A 21,515-nucleotide genomic window follows, 5' to 3' on the forward strand; every position below is an offset into this window, starting at 1 on the left:
GCCGGTGGCCGGGACGGTGGTCGAGCGCCGTTCGCGTCTCGCTGTGGCCTCTGTGCCTCTTGGGACGGTCCGGTCGAACGGATTTGTGATCATGGCGGGGGTTTCGGGGTGTCGGGAGGTGGTCGGAGAGGGCGGATCGCTACGCTCTTTGCGGACCCCGACCCCCAGAGGGCAGAAGAGCGATGATCGAGTCTCCGGACGCGGTATCCGACGACGCGGCGCGACTGTGCGAGGAGGCCCGCGGCCTCGCCGAGAACGGTGAGGCGGAGCGGGCCGCGCTGTTGTTCGAGAGGGTGCTCGCGCTGGGCGACACCCCCTTCCGGGCGCGGGCGGCGCTGGGGCTGGCGGTCGTCCTGGACGACGCCGGGCACGTCGAGCGCGCCCGGGAGGCCGACCGGGCCGCGATCGCCACCGCCGACCCCGAGTACGGGCCGCGCGCCGCCTACCACCTGGCGCTCACCCACGAACGGGCCGGTGAGCACGAGCGGGCGGCGCCCGCCTGGCGGGTCGTGGTCGACTTCGGCAACCCCGCCTACCTGCCGCCCGCCCACCTGGCCCTCGCCCGGATCGCCGACGACGCCGGCGACTTCGACACCGCCCGCGACCACTGGGAGGCGGTGATCGCGACCGGGGACGCCGAGTACGGGCCGCCCGCCGCGCACGACCTGGCCCAGCGGCTGCTGGAGCGCGACGAGCCCGCCCGGGCCCAGCGGGTCCTGACCGCCGGGCTCAAGCTGATCGACCGGGGCACCGCCCCCTACGCCTACGGGCGGCTCGCCGTCGCGCTCGGCATCTCCTACCTCGACCAGGCGATCGGCGCGTTCGGCGCGGCGCTGGGGGAGGAGCCGCCCGACCCGGAGTTCGGGCCGCTGGCCACCGAGCTGCTGGCACGGACGCTGCCGCTGCGGGGGCGGGGCGCCGAGGCGGGCGAGGTATGGCGGCGGGGGCTCGCCGAGCCCGGCACCGCGGGGCAGGTACGGGCGCGGCTGCGCCGCGACTTCGGCGACACCGACGACGACGGTGACGGCGACCTGTGGTGGGAGCCGGTCGTCGAGCACGCCGTGTCGGACGGGTCGCTGCCCGCCCTCGCCGGCGAGGCGTTCGGCGCCCTCGACCACATGTACGCGCTGCTCGCCGTCCGGTACGCCGAGCGCCGGTCGGGCGACGCCCGCGAGACCCTCGGCAGGGCGGTGCGGGTGCCGAGCGACTACGGGTGGGGGCCGCTGCTGCACGAGAGCTTCGCCGAGCGGTTCCGCCTGGCGACGGGCACGGCCGCCCCGGACTGGACCGAGGGCTAGCCGGCGATGGCGCGCTCGGCGATCACCTTGGTGATGCGGGCGCGGACGAGGTACTCGGTGGGGACGGCGTTGCGCCGCCCGAACTCCTCGGCCCGGTCGGCGCCCATGTAGCGGCCGCCGATGACGGTCGCCCAGCGGAGCAGCTCGTCCAGGTCCTCGACGAGGGACGCCTCGGCCTGGATCAGCACGTACGAGAACGGCGGAGTCTGGTCGTCGACGCAGACGGACAGGCGAGGGTCGCGGGCGAGGACGCGGCCCTTGACGCTGTGGCGGCCCGTGTTGAACAGCAGGTCGTCGCCGTCGAGGACGAACCAGATCGGCGTCACGTGCGGCGACCCGTCCTTGCGGGTGACGGCGGCCTTGCCGGTGCGGGTGCCCTCCAGGACGAACGCGCGCCACTCGCTGTCGGTCATCGTTTCCATGAGCCCAGTCTGCCGCACGGCTCATCCACGGCTGCCGCTACCGTGAGTCACATGAAGGTCGCGACGGCGCACGGGCCCGCCGAGATGGTGCTGGACGTGGTCGACGACCCGGCGTTCCTGCTGGTGCTGACGCACGGGTCGAACGGGGGGGTGGAGGCGGCCGACCTGCTGGCGGTGCGGGCGGAGGCGCTGCGGCTCGGCGGCGCCGTCGCCCGGGTGACGCAGCCGTTCCGGCTCGCCGGGCGGCGGGCGCCCGGCCCGGCGGCCAAGCAGGACGAGGCGTGGCTGGAGGTCGTCGCGGTCCTGCGGAAGAGGTTCGGGGACGTCCCGCTGGTGCAGGGCGGCCGCAGCAACGGGGCCCGGGTGGCGTGCCGGACGGCGGCGGCCGCCGGGGCGGCGGGCGTGGTGGCGCTGGCGTTCCCGCTGCACCCGCCGGGCAGGCCGGAGAAGACCCGGGTGGACGAGCTGCGGTCGGCGGGGGTCGAGGTCCTCGTCGTCAACGGCGACCGGGACCCGTTCGGCGTCCCCGACCCGGCGGACGCGGCGCAGGTCACGATCCTGCCGAAGGAGCGGCACGACCTCGGCAAGGACCCCGCGGCGGTCGGCCGGGCGGTGGAGCCGTGGCTGAGACGATGGGCGGCCCGTCCGATGCGGACGGGCCGGGAGTAGAGTGGCTCCGGGCCCGGTGCGGGCCCAGAGGCCGGTGGTGGGTGGGCGTGCCCCCGAGGATGATCACCCGTTTGAACTAGTCCCCCGTGGAGACCGCTCAAGCGGCGGACGTGGCCTGCGCATCCGTCGGCCGGTGCGGCGCGATGACTTCCCCGTCGGGCAGCAGCTCACCGGTGTCCTCGAACAGCACGACCCCGTTGCACAGCAGGCTCCACCCCTGTTCGGGGTGCGAGGCCAGCGTGCGTGCGGCGTCGCGGTCGGGTGCGTTGTGGGAGGGACAAGGCGGCTGGTGCGGGCACATGGCGTGCCTCCGGTCTCAACTACTGGTAGGTCGTGGTGCTTTCCTGTTCTGACGCACCCCAGTGTGGAGTGGTTCGCCCCCACCGGCCATAGCCCGTTGGGACGGTTGTCCCTTGGTACCGGAGTACCGGACGGGTGTGATCCCTCCCACTCCGGGGTGCCACGCAGTAGCGTCCCTCCCGCGCGATAACGGACGAAGAACGACACGCCGCCGGAGCCTGAAACCCTTACCATGTTCGGCGGGGGAACGGGCTTTGCAGGGGTTGGGGGAGTGAGGCCGGTGCGGGTCGCGCTGTCCGTCGCGTGCTTCGACGACGTGCTGTTCCCCGGCACCGCGAAGGCCGTGACCGTGCTGCTGGAGCGGCTCGGGCACGAGGTGGCGTTCCCGCCGGGGCAGACCTGCTGCGGCCAGTTCCACTGGACCGCCGGCTACCACCGCGAGGCGGCCGGGCTCGCCCGTTCCCACTCCGCCGCGTTCGAGGGCTGCGAGGTCGTGGTGGCGCCGTCCGCGTCGTGCGCCGCGACCGTCCGCGACGACTACCCGAAGATCGCCCGGACGGCCCGCGACCCCGGATTGGCGCGCGCCGCCGAGGCCCTCGCCGTCTACGAGCTGACGGAGTTCCTCATCGACGTCCTGGGGGTCACCGACGTCGGCGCGTACTTCCCGCACCGGGTCACCTACCACCCGTCCTGCCGGTCCCTGCGCATCCTCGGCGTCGGCGACCGGCCGGTGCGGCTGCTGCGCGCGGTGCGCGGCCTGGACCTGGTGGAGCTGCCGTCCGCCGAGGAGTGCTGCGGGTTCGGCGGCGCGTTCGCGATGAAGAACGCGGACGTGTCGGTCGCGATGGTGGCCGACAAGGTCAGGCACGTCCGCGACACCGGCGCGGACGTGGTCTGCGCGGTCGACGACTCGTGCCTGGCCCACATCGGCGGCGCGCTGTCGCGGCTCCGCGGCGGGGTCCGGACGATGCACCTGGCCGAGATCCTCGCGGAGACGGGGCCGGCGTGACGGCCTCCTCTCCGGGGACGACGCCGTCCTCCTCAGGCAGGAGCGGGCCCGTCCCGGCGCCGAGGCCGAAGTTCGCCGCCGCCGCGCGGCCGGAACTGGCCGACACCCGGATGCGCCGCAACCTGCGCGGCGCGACGGCCGCGCTGCGGGGGCGGGAGGCCGCCGCGGCGGCCGAGACCGCCGACTGGGAGGACCTGCGCGAGGCCGGGCGCGCGATCAAGGACGACGCGCTGCTCGACCTGGACTCCCACCTGGAGGAGCTGGAGCGGGCCGTCACCGAGGCCGGCGGCACCGTGCACTGGGCGGCGGACGCGGCGGAGGCGCGCCGCGTCGTCACCGGCCTGGTCCGCGCGACCGGGGCCAAGGAGGTCGTCAAGGCGGCCTCCGCGACGACGCGGGAGATCGGCCTGAACGACGCGCTGGCCCGCGCGGGCGTGACCGTCCGCGAGACCGGCGTCGCCGAGATGGCCGTGCAGCTCGGCGAGGACGCGCCGTCCCACCTGCTGTCCCCGGCCGCGCACCGTGACCGCGCGGAGATCGCGGAGCTGTTCCGGCGCGCGGTCCCGGCCGCCGGGCCCGGCCTGGCCGACGACCCCGAGGCGCTGGCCGCCGCCGCCCGCGCCCACCTGCGCGACCGGTTCCTGCGCGCCCGCGTCGCGGTCACCGGCGCGAACTTCCTGGTGGCCGAGACCGGCACGCTGGTCCTGCTGGAGTCCGAGGGCAACGCGCGGATGTGCCTGACGCTCCCCGAGACGCTGATCAGCGTCGCCGGTATCGACAAGGTTGTCCCGACATGGGATGACATGGAGGTGTTCCTTCAGCTCCTCCCCCGCTCGTCGACCGGCGACCGGATGACCCCGTACGTCTCGTCGTGGACGGGTGTCACGCCGGGCGACGGGCCGCGCGCCCTCCACCTCGTCCTGCTCGACAACGGCCGCACCCGCGCCCTCGCGGACGAGGTCGGCCGCGCCGCCCTTCGCTGCATCCGCTGCTCGGCCTGCCTGAACGTCTGCCCCGTCTACGAGCGGACGGGCGGGCGCCCCTACGGGCCCGTCCATCCCGGTCCGATCGGCGCGGTGCTCACCCCGCTGACGCGCGGTGTGGAGAGCGCCGCCGACGCCTCGCTGCCCTACGCGTCCACGCTCTGCGGTGCCTGCGCCGACGTCTGCCCGGTGAAGATCGACATTCCGGACATGCTGGTGCACCTGCGGGGGAAGGTGGTGGAGTCGCGCCGGCGGCGTCCCGTCCCGACGCCCGAGATGGCGCTGATGCGCGGCCTCGCCTGGACGATGGGCGACCCGCGCCGCCACGAGGCGGCGGTGCGGCGCGGCGCCCGGTGGGCGCGGCTGCTGTCGCGCGGCGGGCGGATCCGCCGCCTCCCCGGCCTGCTCGGCAAGTGGACCGAGGCCCGCGACCTTCCCGCGCCGCCGCCCGAGAGCTTCCGCGGCTGGTGGGACAGGACGCGGGCATGAGCTCGCGCGAGGAGGTGCTGCGCCGGGTCCGCGAGGCGCTCGCCGGGTCCCGGGGCGCGCGTCCGCCGGTGCCGCGCGGCTACGCCCGGCGGCTGGCCGCGGCCGACGCCGAGACCAGGGCCGACGTCCTCGCGCTGTTCACCGAGCGGGTCGCCGACAACCGCGCGGCGGTCCGGCACGTCGGCGCGGACGAGGCGGGCACGGCCGTGGCGGCCGCGTTGTGGGGGAGGGAGGCCAAGCAGATCGTGGTCCCGGCCGACCTGCCCTTCGGGTGGCTCGCCGAGCTGGACGGCGTGCGGGCGCTGGCCGATGCCCCGGCGGTCGACCTCGACACGCTCGCCGCGGCGGACGGCGTCGTCACCGGCTGCGCGGTGGCCGTCGCGCAGACGGGCACGGTCGTCCTCGACGGCGGCCGGGCGCAGGGGAGGCGGGCGCTCACCCTCGTCCCGGGCTACCACCTGTGCGTGGTGCACGCCGACCAGATCGTCGGAACGGTCCCGGAGGCGGTCGGGCGGCTCGACCCGGCGCGCCCGCTGACGTGGATCAGCGGGCCGTCCGCCACCTACGGCATCGAGACGACGCGGGTCGAGGGCGCCCACGGCCCCCGGCACCTGGAGATCATCCTCATCGAGGACTGACCGCTCCTAGCGCACGCCGCCGAGGACGACGCCGAGGCCCGCGCGGAAGCGCGCGTCCCAGTCGACCGCGCCGGCCTCGCCGCCCTCGCCGGAGGCGATCCGGGCGGCGGCGCCGTCCTCGGCGGTGCCGCGCACCTCGAGGGCCGCGTGGCCGATCACGTAGCCGAGCAGGGTGTGCGCGGCGACGGCCGCGGCGTCCTCGGCGACGCCGCCGCGGCGCAGCACCTCCCGCAACGACGCGAGGGTGGCGGTGAGCGCGACCGGGTTGCGGCGCGTGACGACCAGGGGGAGAACGCCCGCGTGGGCCAGCAGGCGTTCGCGGTAGCCGCCCGCCCACGCCCGCAGGACGTCCTGCCAGCGTCCGGAGGCCGACGTGTCGGCCGGGGCCGCCGCGACGTGCGCGACCAGCCCGTCCAGTAGCTGCTCCTTGCCGCGGGGGAGGTGGTGGTAGATCGCCATCGCCTCGACCTCCAGCGCGTCGCCGAGCCGGCGCATGGTGAGCCGGCCGAGTCCCTGGCCGTCCACGATGTGCAGGGCCGCCTCGACGATCCGCTCGGTGGTCAGCGGGGCGCGGTTCTGGGCGTTGATGCTGGGCTGCCTGACCATGAGGACAGACCTTACTACGTAAAGGGCCGAAGCCGGGTGTCCGCCGCCACAACACGCCGGGACCCCGCGTACGCTTACGTCGATCGAACACTGCACGACCGTCGAGGGAGTACCGCCATGCCGCTGGGCCGCCGGGTGAGCAAGGACGTCGCCGAGCCGTACGAGGCCGACCAGCGGCTGGCCGCCGAGTACGACGACCGGCTCGCGGCGGCGGGCGACGCGGAGCGGGCGCTGCGGGACGCGCAGGCGGCCGGCGCCGCCGAGCCGGAGTTGCGGGAGCTGACGGTCGCGTTCGACCGGGCGATGACGGCCGTGCTCGCCGCCGCCGAGGCGGCCGAGCGGGTCGCGATGGGCCCGAAGGTGTACTCGACGGAGGCGCAGGACGCCAAGGCGCGCCGCGCCGCCGAGATCGCCTACCGCAAGGCCAAGGCGCGTCCGGCGGTGCGCCCGTGGACGGACGAGGTCGACCGGCTGCGCACGGCGCGGGAGGCGCACCGGCTGAGCTTCAGGGTGCGGCCCACGGCGCGCGTGTGAGCTCCCGCGGACGCGTGGCGACACGGCGTCACCGGGTGGCACGGGCCACCGAACTTTGAGAGTCTGCCCTCTCTGGGGAACGCCGGGGGTGCTCGCGCCGCACGTCGCGCCAGCGTGACGGGCGCCGGCGCGTCCCGGCGGGGAGGGCACAGGGTGCTCTGGACGTTGGGGGATGTCACGTGGAGCGCACGCCGCCGGACCGGTGCCGCGTACTGGAGTCCTACCAGGACGGGGTGAAGGCGATCATCGCCCTGGCGGAGACCGTCGCGGACTGGGACGTACCGACTCCCTGCGCCGACTGGCAACTGATCGATCTGGCGGGGCATCTGCGGTGCGTCGCGGAGAACTTCCTGGAGTACCTCCAGGACGCGCCCGACAGCCGGCTGGCGAAACTGTTCGCCCAGGACGCCGCCACGGCGGTGCTGATCAGGCAGCAGGCGCGGCAGAACGCGGCGGAGCTGGCGGTGCTGCCGCCCGAGCCCGGCCCGGAGCGGATCCTGGCGTTCGGGGTCTCGGCGGGGGCGTACGCCGACCTGATGCCCGACATGTGGGACCGGACGCACCTGATCTACCGGGGCACCAAGTACACGGTCGGCGACCACGCGGGCGCGGCGTGCGTGGAGTGGCACCTGCACGCCTGGGACATGGCCCGCGCGATCGGGACCGACTACCGCCCGCGCGACCCGGACCTGCTGGTGCCGGCCTGGCACTGGGGCGTCCCGCACCTGCCGCTGGAGCCGGGGGACGCGTGGGAGGCGGTGCTGCGCTCCTCGGGCCGCTCGCCGCGGTGGCCGGACCCCGGGGAGGGGCCCGGCCGGGCGCGGCGACGGCGCTCGGGGCGGCAGTCCGCCGTCAGACGCCCGCCGGCCTCCCCGGGCGGGCCCGCAGGTAGACCAGCCAAGTGAGCGCACAGCACACGGCGTAGAAGGCGATGAACGCGATGTAGGCGCCGTCGCCCGTCCCGTAGGTCAGGAACGACTGCCGGAACGCGATGTTGACCAGCACGCCGCCGAACGCGCCGACGGCGCCCGCGATGCCGATCAGCGCGCCGGAGAGGCGGCGGGCCTCGTGCTCGGCGGCGTCCGGGTCCCCGCCGTCGGCGACGCCGGCCTGCGCCTTCGCCCTGAAGATCGCCGGGATCATCTTGTAGGTGGACCCGTTGCCGAGGCCGCTGAAGGCGAACAGCAGCACGAATCCGGTGAGGAACAGGGCGAGGGACCCCAGCTGCGAGGCGGTGAGCACGAGGACCGCCGAGACGGCCATCGCCACGAAGGTCCAGAAGGTGACCTTCGCGCCGCCGATCCGGTCGGCGAGCCACCCGCCGGCGGGGCGGATCAGCGACCCGAGCGCGGGGCCGAGGAACGTCAGGTAGGCGGCCTTGATCGGGGTGTCGAACTCGGCCCTGAACTGCACCTGCAGGACCTGCCCGAACGCGAAGCCGAACCCGATGAAGGACCCGAAGGTGCCGATGTAGAGCACCGACATGATCCAGGTGTGGCCGTCCCGGCAGACGTCCCGCATGGCCCGCCCGTCGTTGCGGGCGTGCGCGAGGTTGTCCATGGCGAGCGCGGCGCCGAGGGCGGCGAGGACGATGAACGGGATGTAGACGCCCGCGACGAGGCCGGGGTGGTCCTTGCCCGCGGTGGCGAGGACGGCCAGCCCGACGAGCTGGACGACGGCCACGCCGAGGTTGCCGCCGCCCGCGTTGATCCCGAGAGCCCAGCCCTTGAGCCGCTGCGGGTAGAACGCGTTGATGTTGGCCATCGAGGACGCGAAGTTGCCGCCGCCGACGCCCGCGACGGCCGCCAGGACCAGCAGCGTGGTGAACGAGACGCCGGGCTCGATGAGGACCGCGGCGAGCACCGCCGGGACGAGCAGCAGCACGGCGCTGAAGATCGTCCAGTTGCGGCCGCCGAAGCGGGCGACGGCGAGGGTGTAGGGGATGCGCAGCGCCGATCCGACGAGCGCGGGGACGGCGGTGAGCGTGAACTTCCCGGCCGGGTCGATGCCGTAGGCGGGGCCGAGGAACAGCACCAGCACCGACCACAGCGTCCACACCGAGAACCCGATGTGCTCGGAGAAGATCGAGAACACGAGGTTGCGGCGGGCGGTCCGGGCACCGCCGGCGGCCCAGAAGGCGGGGTCCTCGGGGCGCCAGTCGTCGATCCAGCGGCCCTTCAGCGGATGGGCGCGCGCGGCGCGCGCGGCTTCGGTGGTGGCGGTCATCAGTCGGTCTCCTTGGGTCGCTCGGACGGCCCGACCGTAGGAATCCGGGGTTTCGCGCGTGTGTGACCGGTCGTACGGCAGTGATAACTCCGCTGCACAGCGTGTCCCGCCCGCTGTGAGGCGCGGGGTAGACCGGGGCGCGCCCGGGTAGGCACGGAGGGAGGCGGCGGGGGAACGGAGGCACGACGATGGGAACCTGCGAGGTCTGCGGGAACGACTACGCGATGGCGTTCGAGGTGCACGCGCAGGGCCAGGTGCACACGTTCGACTCGTTCGAGTGCGCGGTCACCAAGATGGCGCCGATCTGCGAGCACTGCCAGTGCCGCATCATGGGGCACGGCGTGGACGTGGGCGGGCATTTCTACTGCGGCGCCCACTGCGCCCGCGCCGCCGAGCCCGAACGCGCCCGCACGATCCAGGACGCGGTGCCGGTGTAGGCGGTGCCGGTGTAGGCAAGGGGCGCCGGTGCAGGGGAAGGGGTGCCGGGGCGACCGCCCGGCCCGGGCTCAGGCGCGGGCGGTCCCGAACGCCTGCTCGCGGCCGTCCTCCAGGTAGACGGCGCTGCCGGTCGCCATGGCCCGCAGGCTGGGCTCCATCCGGCGCGACACGTGCGGCGGCGCGAGTTCGGGGACCTTCTCGGGCGCCACGAGGATGTGGTCGGACAGTTCCTCGGGCGGCAGCCGGATCGCCGCGATCTCCGCGCCGGTGATGGTGCCGCCGAACACGAAGACGTTGACCGCGTCGACGCCGTCGTCGCGCGGGGACCCCCAGTCGACGCAGGCCAGCCCGTGCAGCCGGGGGACGAGGCCGAGCTCCTCCCCGCACTCGCGCACGCACGCCGACAGGGGGGACTCGTCTGCCTCGATCACCCCGCCGGGCAGGAACCAGCCCTCGCTGTAGGTGGGCTTGACCAGCAGCACCCGCCCCAGGTCGTCCAGCAGCAGGGCCGCCGCGGCGCCGCGGGCCCGCGGCAGGGAGGCGTAGTAGGCAAGGTCGGGCATGCTCCGAGGTTAAGCGTGATCACCCCGGACCGGTTCCGGCCGTCCCGGGGCGGGGGCCGCATCCGTCCGCGAGATCGCCGGGCCACCATGAATCCGTTCGGCAACCGGGCAAAAGGCAACGAATGGGCCATGACAGGGATCGACAACGCTTGACACGCGTTCGTCAAGGCGTGGCGCGTCCCGGCGGGCCGGACCCCTTGACATCGGGGGGCGCACGGCGTGAACGCCATTTAACGCCGGGGTCACACCCGGGACTCGGCGGCGAAACCGGGCAGGCCGAGTCTCGGCGCATGGCCGGGACTCCCACGCACTGCCCGTACTGCGCCCTGCAGTGCGGCATGACCCTGCACGACGGCGGCTCGGAACCCGTGCGGGTGACGCCGCGCGACGACGTGCCGGCCAACGCCGGCGGGCTCTGCCAGAAGGGGTGGACGGCGGCGGAGCTGCTCACCGTCCCCGACCGGCTGACCGCGCCGATGATGCGCCGGGGCCGGGCCGCGCCGCTGGAGCCGTGCGGCTGGGACGAGGCCCTCGACCGGATCACCGCCGAGACCGGGCGGCTGCGCGACCTGCACGGGCCGGACTCCGTCGCGGTGTTCGGCGGCGGCGGGCTGACCAACGAGAAGGCGTACCAGCTCGGCAAGTTCGCGCGGATCGCGCTCGGCACCTCCCAGATCGACTACAACGGGCGGTTCTGCATGTCGTCGGCCGCCGCGGCGTCCGGGCGGGCGTTCGGCATGGACCGCGGCCTGCCCGGCCCGGTCACCGACCTGGCGTCGTCCGGCGCGGTCCTGCTCGCGGGCGCCAACGTCGCCGAGACGATGCCGCCCTTCATGCGGCACCTGACGCGGATGCGCGAGGGCGGCGGCGCCCTCATCGTCGTGGACCCCCGCCGCACCGCCACCGCCCGCCAGGCCGACCTGCACCTGCAGCCGACGCCCGGGACGGACATCGCCCTCGCCAACGGGCTGCTTCACCTGGCGCTCGCCGAGGGCCTGGCCGACGAGGAGTACATCGCGGCCCGCACCACCGGGTTCGACGCCGTCCGGACGGTCGCCAACGCCTACTGGCCCGACCGCGCCGAGCGCATCACCGGCGTGCCCGTGCCGCTGATGCGCGAGGCCGTCCGGCTGCTGGCCCGGGCCGCCCGCGCCCACGTCCTCACGGCGCGGGGATCCGAGCAGCACGCCCGCGGCACCGACACCGTCAGCTCCTTCATCAACCTGGCCCTCGCGCTCGGACTGCCGGGCCGCGAGGGCTCCGGCTACGGGTGCCTGACCGGGCAGGGGAACGGGCAGGGCGGGCGCGAGCACGGCCAGAAGGCCGACCAGCTCCCCGGCTACCGCAGGATCGACGATCCGGAGGCCCGTGCGCACGTCGCAGGGGTCTGGGGCGTCGACCCCGGGGACCTGCCGGGGCCGGGACGGTCGGCCTACGAACTGCTGTCGGCGCTCGGCACCGCGGGCGGCCCGAAGGCGCTGCTGCTTTTCGGGTCCAACCCGGTCGTGTCGGCGCCCGACGCCGCGGCGGTGGAGGAGCGGCTCGGCGCGCTCGATCTGCTGGTGGTGGCCGACTTCGTGCCGTCGGAGACCGCGCGGCGCGCCGACGTCGTCCTGCCGACCGCGCAGTGGGCCGAGGAATCGGGGACGATGACGAACCTGGAGGGCCGGGTGCTGCGGCGCCGCCGCGCCGTCCGCCCGCCGGACGGCGTGCGCACCGACCTGGAGATCCTCGCCGCGCTCGCCGAGCGGCTCAAGGCGCCGGGGAAGTGGAGCACCGACCCGCGGGCGGTGTTCGGAGAGCTGCGCCGCGCCAGCGCGGGCGGCATCGCCGACTACTCCGGCATCACCTACGAGCGGATCGAGGCCGAGGGCGGGGTGTTCTGGCCCTGCCCGTCGCCGGACCACCCGGGCACGCCGAGGCCCTACCTGGACCGCTTCCCCACCCCGGACGGGCGGGCGCGTTTCGTCCCCGTCGAGCACGGCGGCGCCGCCGAGGACGTCGACGCCGACTACCCGGTGTACCTGACCACCGGGCGCGTTCTCGCGCAGTACCAGTCGGGCGCGCAGACCCGGCGCGTCCGGCCGCTGGCCGAGGCGGCGCCGGGGCCGTTCGTCGAGCTGCACCCCGACCTGGCCGGGCGCCTGGGCATCGAGGAAGGCGCCGGCGTGCGGGTGGAGAGCCGCCGGGGCGCGGCCACCGTGACCGCGCGCCTGACCGGCGCGATCCGCTCCGACACGGTCTTCATCCCGTTCCACTGGGCGGGGGAGGGCCGCGCGAACCTGCTCACCAACCCCGCGCTGGACCCGGTCTCGCGGATGCCGGAGTTCAAGGTGTGCGCCGTCCGCCTGCTGCCCCTGCCCGTCGAGGGGGACGGCGCCCCCGGCGCACGGTGAGCCTCTTTTAACACGGCGGTGACAAAGGAGACCCAACCGCGAAACCGCCCCTTCCGAGTATCGGACCATCGGACAGTTCCCCGCCAGGAGGTTGCCGCGCGATGACCACGACACCCGAAGCGACGATCGTCAGGGAGCGGGCGGGCCGCCCCGCGGCCCGCTGGTTCGACATCTGCTCCTACGCCGGCCTGACCCCCGAGCGGGGCGCCTGCGCGATGGTGGACGGCACGCAGGTGGCGATCTTCCGGACCTTCGACGGCGGCCTGTACGCGCTGTCGAACCTCGACCCGTTCAGCGGCGCCTACGTGCTGTCGCGGGGGATCCTCGGCACCAGGGACGAGGCGCCGACCGTCGCGTCCCCCATGTACAAGCAGGTGTTCGACCTGCGGACCGGGGCGTGCCTGGACGACCCCCGGGTGGCGCTCCCGACCTTCCCGGTCCGCCGCTCCGGGGACCGGGTGGAGGTGGCGCTCACCGATGAGCACCGGCAGTGAGCCGCTGGCCGGGTTCGCCGTCGGCGTGACCGCGGCCCGGCGCCACGAGGAGCTCGCGACGCTGCTGGAGCGGCGGGGGGCGAGGGTCGTGCTGGCGCCCGCCATCCGCCTGGTCCCGCTCGCCGACGACGCCGAGCTGCTGGAGGCCACCCGGGCGTGCCTCGCCGGGCCGCTCGACCACGTCGTGGTCACGACCGGGATCGGGTTCCGGGCGTGGCTGGAGGCGGCCGACGGGCACGGCATGCGCGACGCCCTCATCGCCCGCCTGGCCGAGACCGACATCCTGGCGCGGGGCCCGAAGGCGCGCGGCGCGATCCGCTCGGCGGGACTGCAGGAGCGCTGGTCGCCGGACTCGGAGGAGTGCGCCGAGGTGATCCGGCACCTGCTGGACCGGGAGCCGGCCGGGGCGCGCGTGGCCGTGCAGCTGTACGGGGAGCGCCAGCCGGAGCTGATCGCGGCGCTGCGCGCGGCCGGCGCCGAGGTGATCGAGATCCCGGTCTACCGGTGGTCGCGGTCCGAGGACTCCACGCAGCTGCGCCGCCTCGTCGGGCAGGCGGTCGCGGGCACGATCGACGCGATCACCTTCACCAGCGCTCCGGCCGTCGCCGCGACGCTCGCCGTCGCCGCCGAGGACGACCTCGAGGAGGCCCTCCTGGAGGCCATGCGCACCCATGTCGTGGCGGCGTGCGTCGGCCCGGTCACCGCGCAGGCCCTCACCGACCGCGGCGTCCCGACCGTGCAGCCCGAACGCGCCCGACTCGGCGCGCTCGTACGGGCCCTGGTCGCCGACCTGCCGCGGCGCCGGTCGCGGCGGCTGTCGGTGCGGGGGTTCTCGCTGGAGCTGCGCGGGCACGCCGTCGTCCTGGACGGCCAGTTGCGGCCCATCGCACCCGCGCCCATGGCGATCCTGCGGGCCCTCGCGCGGCGCCCCGGGCACGTGGTGTCGCGGGCGGAGCTGTGCGGGGTGCTGCCGGGCCGGCTGGCCGTCGCACCCGGGATCAGGGACGCCTGGGCGCGGGAGGCGCGGCCCCGGGAGGCCCGCCCGCAGGCCGACGAGCACGCGGTGGAGATGGCGGTGGCGCGGCTGCGGCGCGGCCTCGGCCGGCCCGGCATCGTCGAGACCGTCGTCAAGCGCGGCTACCGGCTGGCGTGCGACCCGCGGATCATCGACCGGCTCCCGGCGGGCGCCGGTGGCTGAGGCCGTCGCCGGGGCGCCCGCGCTACTGGCGGTCGCGCACGGCACCCGGGACCCGGCGGGGCCCGCGGTGGTGCGGGCGCTGCTGGACCGGGTGCGGGCGATGCGGCCGGGCCTGCGGGTGGCCGAGGCGTACGGCGAGCTGTCCGAGCCGTCGCTGGAGGAGGCGGCGGAGGGACTGCGCGGCGGCCCGGTGGTCGTGGTCCCGCTGCTGCTGGCGCGCGGGTATCACGCGCTGGTCGACGTCCCCGGCCGGGCGGGGCGCCTGCTGCCGGGGGCGGTGACGTCCCGGCCGCTCGGCCCGGACGCGCTGCTGGCCGGGGCGCTGGCCGCCCGGCTGGCCGAGCAGGACCGGACCTCGCCGCACCGCCGGGACGCCGTCGTCCTCGGCGCGGCGGGGTCCGCCGATCCGGCGGGCGCCGCCGACGTGCGCGCGGCCGCCCGGCTGCTGGCGCGGCGGCTCGGGCGGCCCGTCCCGCACGGTTTCGTCGCGGCGGGAGGCCCGCCGCTGGACGAGGTCGTCGCGGGGCTGCGCAGGGGCGGCGCCCGCCGGATCGCCGTGGCTTCCTACCTGCTGGCGCCCGGCCGGTTCCACGACCGGATGCGGGCCTGCGGCGCCGACGTGGTCGCCGCGCCGCTCGGCGCGCACGGCGCGGCGGCCCGGCTGGTCCTGCGCCGCTACGACGAGGCCGTGCTGCCGCTCGCCATCCCGGCGCCCGTCCGCTGACCCGCCCCGCCCTGCCGGCGCCGCGGATCCGGGGCGCCCGCGAACCGGTCGTCGTGGTGGGCGAGGATCCGCAGCAGCAGCTCCTTGAACAGGTGTGTCTCGTCGGGCGACAGCGGCGCGAACAGGGTGTCGTCGAGGCGGGCGCGGTTGTCCAGGCACGCGCCGAGGAACAGCCGCCCGTCCTCGGTGGCGTCCAGCGCGTACCGGCGCCGGTCCTCGGGGTCGCGGCGGCGCAGGGCGTGGCCCGCCCTCTCCAGCGCGTCGACGATGCCGACGAGGTCGCCAGCGTCCAGGCGCAGCCGTTCGGCGACCTGCCGCTGCGACAGCGGCCCCTGCCGTGCCACGCACGACAGCACCAGCAGATAGGGCAGCCCCGGCTGGTCGGGGAACATCCGGGCGGAGGTGCGCCGCACGAGCCGCCCGGTCTCGAACAGCAGGTAGCTGGGCGACGCGCACAGGGGATCGGGCCGGTCCTCCACGACTGCTCCCTCGGGGTTCTTGGCAGGTCATATTTCTCTTGACCTGAGAAATAGGTTATCCCTACCGTTGGATAGCCCAAAATATGGGTGTTTACTCCATCGCGGAGGGAGGCCCCCATGCCGGACGGGGGACCGGCCGTCGAGGTCGACGGCCTGACCAAGAGGTTCGGCGACGTGGAGGCCGTGCGGGGGATCGACTTCACCGTGCGGCCAGGGGAGATCTTCGGATTCCTCGGCCCGAACGGCGCGGGCAAGTCCACGACGATCAACATGCTGTGCACGCTGCTGCGCCCGAGCGGAGGCAGCGCGCGGGTCGCCGGCCACGACGTGGCGCGCGAGCGCGACGACGTCCGCCGCAACATCGGGCTGGTGTTCCAGGACCCGACGCTCGACGGCTACCTGTCGGGCGAGCAGAACCTGCGATTCCACGCCGAGCTGTACGGGGTGCCCCGCTCGCTGACGGCCGACCGGATCCGGCAGGTGCTGGAGATGGTCAACCTGTGGGACCGGCGCCGCGACCTGGTGCAGACCTACTCCGGCGGGATGAAGCGCCGCCTGGAGATCGCGCGCGGTCTGCTGCACTCCCCGCGGGTGCTGTTCCTGGACGAGCCGACCGTCGGCCTGGACCCGCAGACCCGCGCGTCGATCTGGGAGTACATCCGGCAGCTGCAGGCGGCCGAGGAGATCACGATCTTCATGACGACGCACTACATGGACGAGGCCGAGTTCTGCGAGCGCATCGCGATCATGGACTCGGGGCGGATCGTGGCGCTGGACACCCCCGAGGCGCTCAAGGCCGGCGTCGGCAAGGACCGGATCCGCATCCAGACCGCCGACGACGAGGCCGCGATCGCCGCGCTGAAGGACCGGTTCGGGCTGGAGGCGGTCGTGTCGGAGGGCGCGGTCGCGTTCTCGGTGGCCTCCGGGGAGGCGTTCGTCCCGCGGCTGTTCGCGGAGCTGGGCGTCCCGATCAGGTCGGTGAACGTGGCGCGGCCGTCCCTGGACGATGTGTTCATGTCCTACACCGGCACCACGATCCGCGACGCCGAGGCCTCGGCGAGCGACGGGATGCGCGTCGCGATGCGCGCGATGAGGAGGTGACGATGGCGAACACGGCCGAAAGGGCGGCGGGCGCCGGGGTCGTCCGGGTCAGGGTGCCCGAGCGCGGCCTGCGGCAGGACCTGCGCGCCGTGAAGATCGTCCTGCACCGGGAGCTCATCCGGTTCTGGCGCGACAAGCTGCGGATGGTGTCCGGGCTCGTCCAGCCGGTGCTGTGGCTGCTGGTCATGGGCACCGGGCTGTCCAACCTGATGGCCAGCGGCGGCGGCGCCACCGGGACCGTCGACCTGAAGACCTTCATCTTCCCCGGCGTGTGCGCGATGTCGGTGATGTTCACCGCGATGTTCTCCGCCGGGTCGATCGTGTGGGACCGCGAGTTCGGGTTCCTGCGCGAGATGCTCGTCGCCCCGGTGAGCCGCGGCGCCATCGTCGTCGGCAAGTGCATCGGCGGCGCCCTGGTGGCGACCCTGCAGGGCGCGGTGATCGTGCTGCTGGCGGGTCTCGCCGGGGTCCCCTACGACCCGGGACTGCTGCTGGAGCTGCTCGGGCTGATGTTCATCGGGGCGTTCGCGCTCACCGGGTTCGGCGTCATGATGGCCGCGCGGATCACCAGCATGCAGTCGTTCTTCGGCCTCATGCAGATGGCGATGATGCCGATGATGTTCCTGTCCGGCGCCCTCTACCCGCTGAGCGGGCTCCCCGCGTGGCTGACCGTGCTGACCCGGTTCAACCCGCTCACCTACGCCGTCGACCCGCTGCGGCACGCGGTGTTCTCCCACCTGGACGTCTCGCCGCAGCTGATGCGGACGTTCGACCCGGGCGTCACCTGGGGCGGCTGGGTGGTCCCGATATGGCTGGAGATCCTCCTCGTCCTCGGCATGGGCGTGGGGCTGATGGGCGTGGCCATCCTGGAGTTCCGCCGCGCCGACTGAGAAAACGCCGCCGTCACCCACCGTGATGAAGGATACTGACCGCGTGCGCGAACGCAGCGCACTCGGTCGGATGTGAAGGGTGACGGCAGACAACGTGAACGGGCACAGGACGATATGGCGCGGGACGGCGGCGACGGCCGCCGTCCTGGCGGCGGTGGCGGGCGCGGCGACCGTGGACGGACCGGTCCGCGCGGCGGCAGCGGACAAGGCCCGGCCGGCGGCCGCGGCGCAGGGGCTGCGGATCACGCGGTTCCTGGGGGAGCGGCGCCTGCCGCACATGGCGAAGTTCAGGGGCACCACGGTCGGCGGGCTGTCGGGCATCGACCGCGACCCGCGCACCGGGACCTGGTACCTGGTCTCCGACGACCGGTGGCGCTACGACCCGGCCCGGTTCTACACCGGCCGCCTGGCCATCGACCCCGCCACCGGCGCGTTCACCGGCGTCAGGATCACCGGGGTGTCCACGCTGCGGGGCCCGGACGGCCACCCCTATCCCGCGTTCGGCAAGCCGGGGTCGGTCGATCCGGAGACGATCCGTTTCGACGCTCGGTCCCGGCGCGTCCTGTGGGGCAACGAGGGCGACCGCCCGGACGAGACCCACGAGGGGATCCCCCTGGCGCCGATGTCGCTGCGGTGGGCGGGGCGGGACGGCCGGTACGCCGGCGCCCTGCCCCTCCCGCCGTCGCTGCGGCTGACCGCCGAGCACCGGGGGCCGCGCCGCAACGCCGGCTTCGAGGCGCTGACGCTCACCCCGCACGGCATCGCCGCGATGGTCGAAGGCCCCCGGTACGAGGACGGGGAGCCGCCGACCGTCCGGCACGGCGCCACGACCCGCCTCACCCTGTGGGACCGCGCCGGACGCGTGACCGCCCAGTACGCCTACCCCGTCGACCGGCTCCCGGCCGCGCCGAAGCCGCCCACCGGCGCCGCCGACAGCGGCGTCTCGGAGATCCTCGCCGCCGGCGACCACCGGTTCCTGGCGCTGGAGCGGTCCTGGCTCGAAGGCGTCGGATACAAGGTCCGGCTGTACGAGTTCGACGTGAGGGGCGCCACGGACGTGCTGCGCCGCGACGGCCTCGCCCAGGGCGGGCGGTTCCGCCCGGCGCGCAAGCGCCTCGTCGCCGACCTCGGCCGCTACGTCGACCCCACGCAGAACCTGGAGGCGCTGGCGTGGGGGCCGCGCCTGAGGTCGGGGGAGTGCACGCTGGTGGTCGGCTCCGACGACAACTTCGACCAGAGCGAGGCCACCCAGTTCCTGGCGTTCGCCGCCCGGGGCTGCTGACCGCCGCCGCGCGATGCGAAAGGGCCCGCGGGACCGTGACGGTCCCGCGGGCCCTTCGCGTGCCGGGCCGGGTGCCGGGTCAGACCGCGAAGTCCAGCAGCGGGCGGGCGTTGCTGGGGTGCCGCAGCTTGGACAGCGACTCCTTCTCCAGTTGCCGGATCCGCTCGCGGGTCAGGCCGAGGGCCTTGCCGATCTCGTCCAGCGTGCGCGGCGTCCCGTCGTACAGCCCGAACCGCATCGCCATGATCTTGGCTTCGCGCGGGGACAGGATGTCGAGGGTGCGGCGCAGCTGGTCGGCCATGAGCTGGCGGTCCACCAGCTCCGACGCCTCGGGGCTGTCGGTGTCCTCGATGAGGTCGCCGATGCGGGTCTCGCCGTCCTCGCCGATGGTGGAGTCCAGGCTGATCGGCTGGCGGCTGGTGCGCAGCAGCTCGCGGACCTGCTCGGGGCTCTTGTCCAGCTCGGCGGCCAGTTCCTCGGGGGTGGGCTCGCGGCCGAGACGCTGGTGCATGTCGCGCTCGACGCGGCTCAGCTTGCTGAGCATCTCCAGGACGTGCACGGGCAGCCGGATCGTGCGGGCCGAGTCGGCGAAGCCGCGCTGGATCGCCTGCCGGATCCACCACATCGCGTAGGTGGAGAACTTGTAGCCCTTGGAGTAGTCGAACTTCTCCACGGCGCGGATCAGGCCGAGGTTGCCCTCCTGGACGACGTCCAGCAGCGACAGTCCGCGGTCGGAGTACTTCTTGGCGACCGACACCACGAGCCGGAGGTTGGCCTCCAGCATGTGGGCCTTGGCGCGGCGGCCGTCGGCGGCGACCCACTCCAGGTCGGCGCGCACGGCGGGGGAGAGGTCCTCGCTCTCCAGCTTGTGCTCGGCGTACAGGCCGGCCTCGATGCGCTTGGCGAGGTCGACCTCCTGCTCGGCGGTGAGGAGCTGGCGGCGCCCGATGGCCTTGAGGTAGGTGTGGACGGAGTCGCCCATCGTGGTCGACTGGTCGTCCAGGTCCGCGGAGGTCTCCTCGGCCTCGACCTCGGTGACCTCGAACCCCTCGTCGACCGCGGCGTCCGCCTGGCCGCCCGGCCGCGTCACCCTGCCGGTGGACTTGGCGGCGCTCCTGGCGGCGCCCCTGCGGGCGGCGCGCTTCCTGGCGCCCGGGGCGGCGGAGGTGTCCTGGGCGGTCTCCCCGCCGGCGTGGTCGGCGGCCGCGGCCATCTTGCGGACGGCGTCGGACTCGCCCGCCAGGCTGATGCCGGCCTCGGACAGCTCGCGCAGGATGGAGCGGCCCTGGGCCGGGCTGATCCCGGCGGTCTCGAAGGCCCCCCTCACCTCGTCGAGCGAGAGGCGCCCGTGGGCGCGGCCACGCTTCAGGAGGTCGTTGAGCGCGGGGCTCGGCGACTCCGTGAGCGGGGTCTCGACGGCGCTTCGCGGCATGAGGACACCCCCCTCCCTTCGGTGTGTGAGTGCGGCGCGGATTGTGTTCGCTCGTGGCGCACGCACTTAACGGAACGTCCCAGGACGGGCCTGTTGTTCCCGGCTCCGTCGCCGGGCGGCGCTCCGCCGGGGGATCGTGGAGGAGCGATCCAGACGGTCGTGGTGCCCACGGCCAGCGGTTTCACACCACCCGAACCGGTCCGTTTCGACCTTACTTCGTAAAGACCCGGGGTCGTGGCGACGTGAGAAAGCCCACTACGTCTCCGAGTCCCTCGGCCTCAATGTCCGACCATAACGCGCGATGACCCGTTCGCGCAGCTCAGGGTCGTCGCGGGGGACGGGTTCGAGGAACACCTCGTCGATCTCCTTGTGGGCGTCGCGCAGTTCGCGGGCCATCCGGACGCAGGCGCGCTCGACCTCGGCGGCGGTGAGGGAGTCGCGGAAGTCGAGCCGGGCGCAGACCAGGACGCGGTCGGCGCCGAAGGTCACGGTGACGATGTCCACCACCCACTCCACCTCGTCCGCGCGGCCGAGGCGCGCGCGGACGTCGGCGACGATCCGGGGGTCGGCCTGCGAGCCGGTCAGCAGGTTCAGGTTGATCCGGCCGAGGAGGAGCGCGACGGCGGTCAGCAGGACGCCGATGAGCAGGGATCCCACGCCGTCCCAGATCGCCGACCCGGTGAGCTGGTGCAGGCCCAGGCCGCCGAACGCGATGACCAGGCCGACGAGGGCCGCCGAGTCCTCCAGCAGGACGCTGACCGAGGTGGGCTCGTCGGTGCGGCGGATGTAGGCGCGCAGCGGCAGGTCCTCCGCCCGCGCGGCCGCCCGGACCTGCCGGACGGCCTGCTGCCACGAGACCGCCTCCAGCACGAACGCCACGGCGAGCACGAGGTACCCGACGATCGCGCCGGTCTCGGCGGCCCTGCGGTGCCCGGTGAGCGTCTCGATGCCCTGGTAGTAGGAGAACAGCGCGCCCATACCGAAGATCGCGACGGCGACGAGCAGGGTCCAGATGTAGCGCTCCTTGCCGTGGCCGAGCGGGTGGCGGCGGTCGGCGGGCCGCCCGCTGCGGCGCAGTCCCACCAGCAGCAGCACCTCGTTGAAGGTGTCGGCGATCGAGTGCGCGGCCTCCGCCGCCATCGACGCCGACCCGGTGATCAGCGCGGCGACGACCTTGGCGATGGCGATGCCGAGGTTCGCGGCGAACGCGAGGGCGACGGTCAGGAGGCTCTCGTCCTGCGGTCCGCCGCCGTCCCGCCGCCCTGCGGTCCGCCCGCCGCTCTGTGCCGCCATGGTCCGTCCCCTGCCCAGGTGGTCGCCGTGCCATGCGCCGCGAGGGCGGGG

23 protein-coding genes are annotated in these 21,515 nt (G+C 74.6%); 15 read left to right on the forward strand and 8 right to left on the reverse strand.

All coding sequences use genetic code 11. The features are described from left to right. Nucleotides 1-182 precede the first annotated feature (182 nt). On the forward strand, nt 183-1,298 hold the full coding sequence (locus tag BJ999_RS20820) for a tetratricopeptide repeat protein (protein WP_179834841.1): 1,116 nt from the start codon (nt 183-185) through the stop codon (nt 1,296-1,298). Here the strand turns inward: BJ999_RS20820 and BJ999_RS20825 are convergent. After that, nucleotides 1,295-1,720, reverse strand: coding sequence for a PPOX class F420-dependent oxidoreductase (locus BJ999_RS20825; protein WP_179834842.1), 426 nt, complete (start codon nt 1,718-1,720; stop codon nt 1,295-1,297). The genes BJ999_RS20820 and BJ999_RS20825 overlap by 4 nt on opposite strands. A 51-nt stretch (nt 1,721-1,771) precedes the next feature. Between BJ999_RS20825 and BJ999_RS20830 the strand changes: the two genes are divergently transcribed. Then, nucleotides 1,772-2,389, forward strand: a complete 618-nt coding sequence (locus BJ999_RS20830) for an alpha/beta hydrolase family protein (RefSeq protein ID WP_179834843.1) — start codon at nt 1,772-1,774, stop codon at nt 2,387-2,389. Between the two features lie 97 nt (nt 2,390-2,486). Here the strand turns inward: BJ999_RS20830 and BJ999_RS20835 are convergent, their stop codons facing one another. Beyond that, nucleotides 2,487-2,690 (reverse strand): DUF5999 family protein, encoded by a 204-nt coding sequence (locus BJ999_RS20835; protein ID WP_179834844.1) that lies wholly within the window; start codon nt 2,688-2,690, stop codon nt 2,487-2,489. Nucleotides 2,691-2,969: 279 nt separating this feature from the next. On the opposite strand from BJ999_RS20835, the gene BJ999_RS20840 reads away from it, so the two are divergent. The 3 genes from BJ999_RS20840 to BJ999_RS20850 are packed head-to-tail and all read left to right on the forward strand — an operon-like array spanning nt 2,970 to nt 5,808. Continuing rightward, nucleotides 2,970-3,698: a (Fe-S)-binding protein gene (locus BJ999_RS20840; RefSeq protein ID WP_179834845.1), complete on the forward strand. Its 729-nt coding sequence runs from the start codon at nt 2,970-2,972 to the stop codon at nt 3,696-3,698. Then, entirely contained in the window at nt 3,695-5,170 is a 1,476-nt protein-coding gene (locus BJ999_RS20845; protein WP_373292845.1) for a lactate utilization protein B, read from the forward strand. The genes BJ999_RS20840 and BJ999_RS20845 overlap by 4 nt, the downstream gene beginning before the upstream one ends. After that, a complete protein-coding gene (locus BJ999_RS20850) occupies nt 5,167-5,808 on the forward strand; it encodes a LutC/YkgG family protein (protein WP_179834846.1) in 642 nt (213 codons plus the stop codon). The genes BJ999_RS20845 and BJ999_RS20850 overlap by 4 nt, the downstream gene beginning before the upstream one ends. Before the next feature lie 6 nt (nt 5,809-5,814). On the opposite strand, the gene BJ999_RS20855 is transcribed toward BJ999_RS20850, so the two are convergent. Then, complete coding sequence (locus BJ999_RS20855; RefSeq protein ID WP_179834847.1) at nt 5,815-6,414, reverse strand: TetR/AcrR family transcriptional regulator C-terminal domain-containing protein; 600 nt, start codon at nt 6,412-6,414, stop codon at nt 5,815-5,817. Nucleotides 6,415-6,531: 117 nt separating this feature from the next. Here BJ999_RS20855 and BJ999_RS20860 point away from each other — a divergent pair, with 117 nt between their 5' ends. Both BJ999_RS20860 and BJ999_RS20865 read left to right on the forward strand, forming a co-directional pair. Further along, nucleotides 6,532-6,948, forward strand: a complete 417-nt coding sequence (locus BJ999_RS20860; protein WP_179834848.1) for a plectin — start codon at nt 6,532-6,534, stop codon at nt 6,946-6,948. Between the two features lie 179 nt (nt 6,949-7,127). Then, the gene (locus BJ999_RS20865; protein WP_179834849.1) at nt 7,128-7,853 is read left to right on the forward strand and encodes a maleylpyruvate isomerase N-terminal domain-containing protein; all 726 of its coding nucleotides are present in this window, start codon (nt 7,128-7,130) and stop codon (nt 7,851-7,853) included. On the opposite strand, the gene BJ999_RS20870 is transcribed toward BJ999_RS20865, so the two are convergent. Next, on the reverse strand, nt 7,801-9,174 hold the full coding sequence (locus BJ999_RS20870) for a nitrate/nitrite transporter (RefSeq protein ID WP_179834850.1): 1,374 nt from the start codon (nt 9,172-9,174) through the stop codon (nt 7,801-7,803). The two genes, BJ999_RS20865 and BJ999_RS20870, sit on opposite strands and share 53 nt — an antisense overlap. 188 nt (nt 9,175-9,362) lie before the next feature. On the opposite strand from BJ999_RS20870, the gene BJ999_RS20875 reads away from it, so the two are divergent. Then, the gene (locus BJ999_RS20875; RefSeq protein WP_179834851.1) at nt 9,363-9,611 is read left to right on the forward strand and encodes a hypothetical protein; all 249 of its coding nucleotides are present in this window, start codon (nt 9,363-9,365) and stop codon (nt 9,609-9,611) included. 69 nt (nt 9,612-9,680) lie between these two features. On the opposite strand, the gene BJ999_RS20880 is transcribed toward BJ999_RS20875, so the two are convergent. After that, nucleotides 9,681-10,175 carry an NUDIX domain-containing protein gene (locus tag BJ999_RS20880; protein WP_179834852.1) on the reverse strand — a complete coding sequence of 165 codons (495 nt, stop codon included), beginning with the start codon at nt 10,173-10,175 and terminating at the stop codon, nt 9,681-9,683. Nucleotides 10,176-10,465: 290 nt separating this feature from the next. Between BJ999_RS20880 and BJ999_RS20885 the strand changes: the two genes are divergently transcribed. From BJ999_RS20885 to BJ999_RS20900, 4 genes are all read left to right on the forward strand, one after another. Further along, entirely contained in the window at nt 10,466-12,571 is a 2,106-nt protein-coding gene (locus BJ999_RS20885; protein ID WP_179834853.1) for a molybdopterin oxidoreductase family protein, read from the forward strand. 101 nt (nt 12,572-12,672) lie between these two features. Next, on the forward strand, nt 12,673-13,065 hold the full coding sequence (gene nirD / locus BJ999_RS20890; protein WP_179834854.1) for a nitrite reductase small subunit NirD: 393 nt from the start codon (nt 12,673-12,675) through the stop codon (nt 13,063-13,065). Beyond that, nucleotides 13,049-14,263, forward strand: a complete 1,215-nt coding sequence (locus BJ999_RS20895) for a uroporphyrinogen-III synthase (protein ID WP_179834855.1) — start codon at nt 13,049-13,051, stop codon at nt 14,261-14,263. The genes nirD and BJ999_RS20895 overlap by 17 nt, the downstream gene beginning before the upstream one ends. Continuing rightward, a complete protein-coding gene (locus tag BJ999_RS20900; RefSeq protein WP_229810574.1) occupies nt 14,256-14,987 on the forward strand; it encodes a sirohydrochlorin chelatase in 732 nt (243 codons plus the stop codon). The genes BJ999_RS20895 and BJ999_RS20900 overlap by 8 nt, the downstream gene beginning before the upstream one ends. Here BJ999_RS20900 and BJ999_RS20905 read toward each other — a convergent pair. Then, nucleotides 14,939-15,466: a MarR family winged helix-turn-helix transcriptional regulator gene (locus BJ999_RS20905; RefSeq protein ID WP_179834856.1), complete on the reverse strand. Its 528-nt coding sequence runs from the start codon at nt 15,464-15,466 to the stop codon at nt 14,939-14,941. The two genes, BJ999_RS20900 and BJ999_RS20905, sit on opposite strands and share 49 nt — an antisense overlap. Nucleotides 15,467-15,583: 117 nt before the next feature. Here BJ999_RS20905 and BJ999_RS20910 point away from each other — a divergent pair, with 117 nt between their 5' ends. The 3 genes from BJ999_RS20910 to BJ999_RS20920 all read left to right on the forward strand — a co-directional run bounded on the left by BJ999_RS20910 (nt 15,584) and on the right by BJ999_RS20920 (nt 18,739). Next, entirely contained in the window at nt 15,584-16,567 is a 984-nt protein-coding gene (locus BJ999_RS20910; protein WP_179834857.1) for an ATP-binding cassette domain-containing protein, read from the forward strand. Between the two features lie 2 nt (nt 16,568-16,569). Then, nucleotides 16,570-17,457: an ABC transporter permease gene (locus BJ999_RS20915; RefSeq protein WP_179834858.1), complete on the forward strand. Its 888-nt coding sequence runs from the start codon at nt 16,570-16,572 to the stop codon at nt 17,455-17,457. A 79-nt stretch (nt 17,458-17,536) separates the two neighbouring features. Continuing rightward, nucleotides 17,537-18,739: an esterase-like activity of phytase family protein gene (locus BJ999_RS20920; protein ID WP_229810573.1), complete on the forward strand. Its 1,203-nt coding sequence runs from the start codon at nt 17,537-17,539 to the stop codon at nt 18,737-18,739. 79 nt (nt 18,740-18,818) lie between these two features. On the opposite strand, the gene BJ999_RS20925 is transcribed toward BJ999_RS20920, so the two are convergent. Beyond that, on the reverse strand, nt 18,819-20,171 hold the full coding sequence (locus BJ999_RS20925; RefSeq protein WP_229810572.1) for an RNA polymerase sigma factor: 1,353 nt from the start codon (nt 20,169-20,171) through the stop codon (nt 18,819-18,821). A 255-nt stretch (nt 20,172-20,426) separates the two neighbouring features. Beyond that, nucleotides 20,427-21,464: a cation diffusion facilitator family transporter gene (locus tag BJ999_RS20930; RefSeq protein WP_179834859.1), complete on the reverse strand. Its 1,038-nt coding sequence runs from the start codon at nt 21,462-21,464 to the stop codon at nt 20,427-20,429. Nucleotides 21,465-21,515 lie beyond the last annotated feature (51 nt).

The sequence above is a fragment of the Actinomadura citrea genome (assembly GCF_013409045.1).
GTDB lineage: Bacteria > Actinomycetota > Actinomycetes > Streptosporangiales > Streptosporangiaceae > Spirillospora > Spirillospora citrea.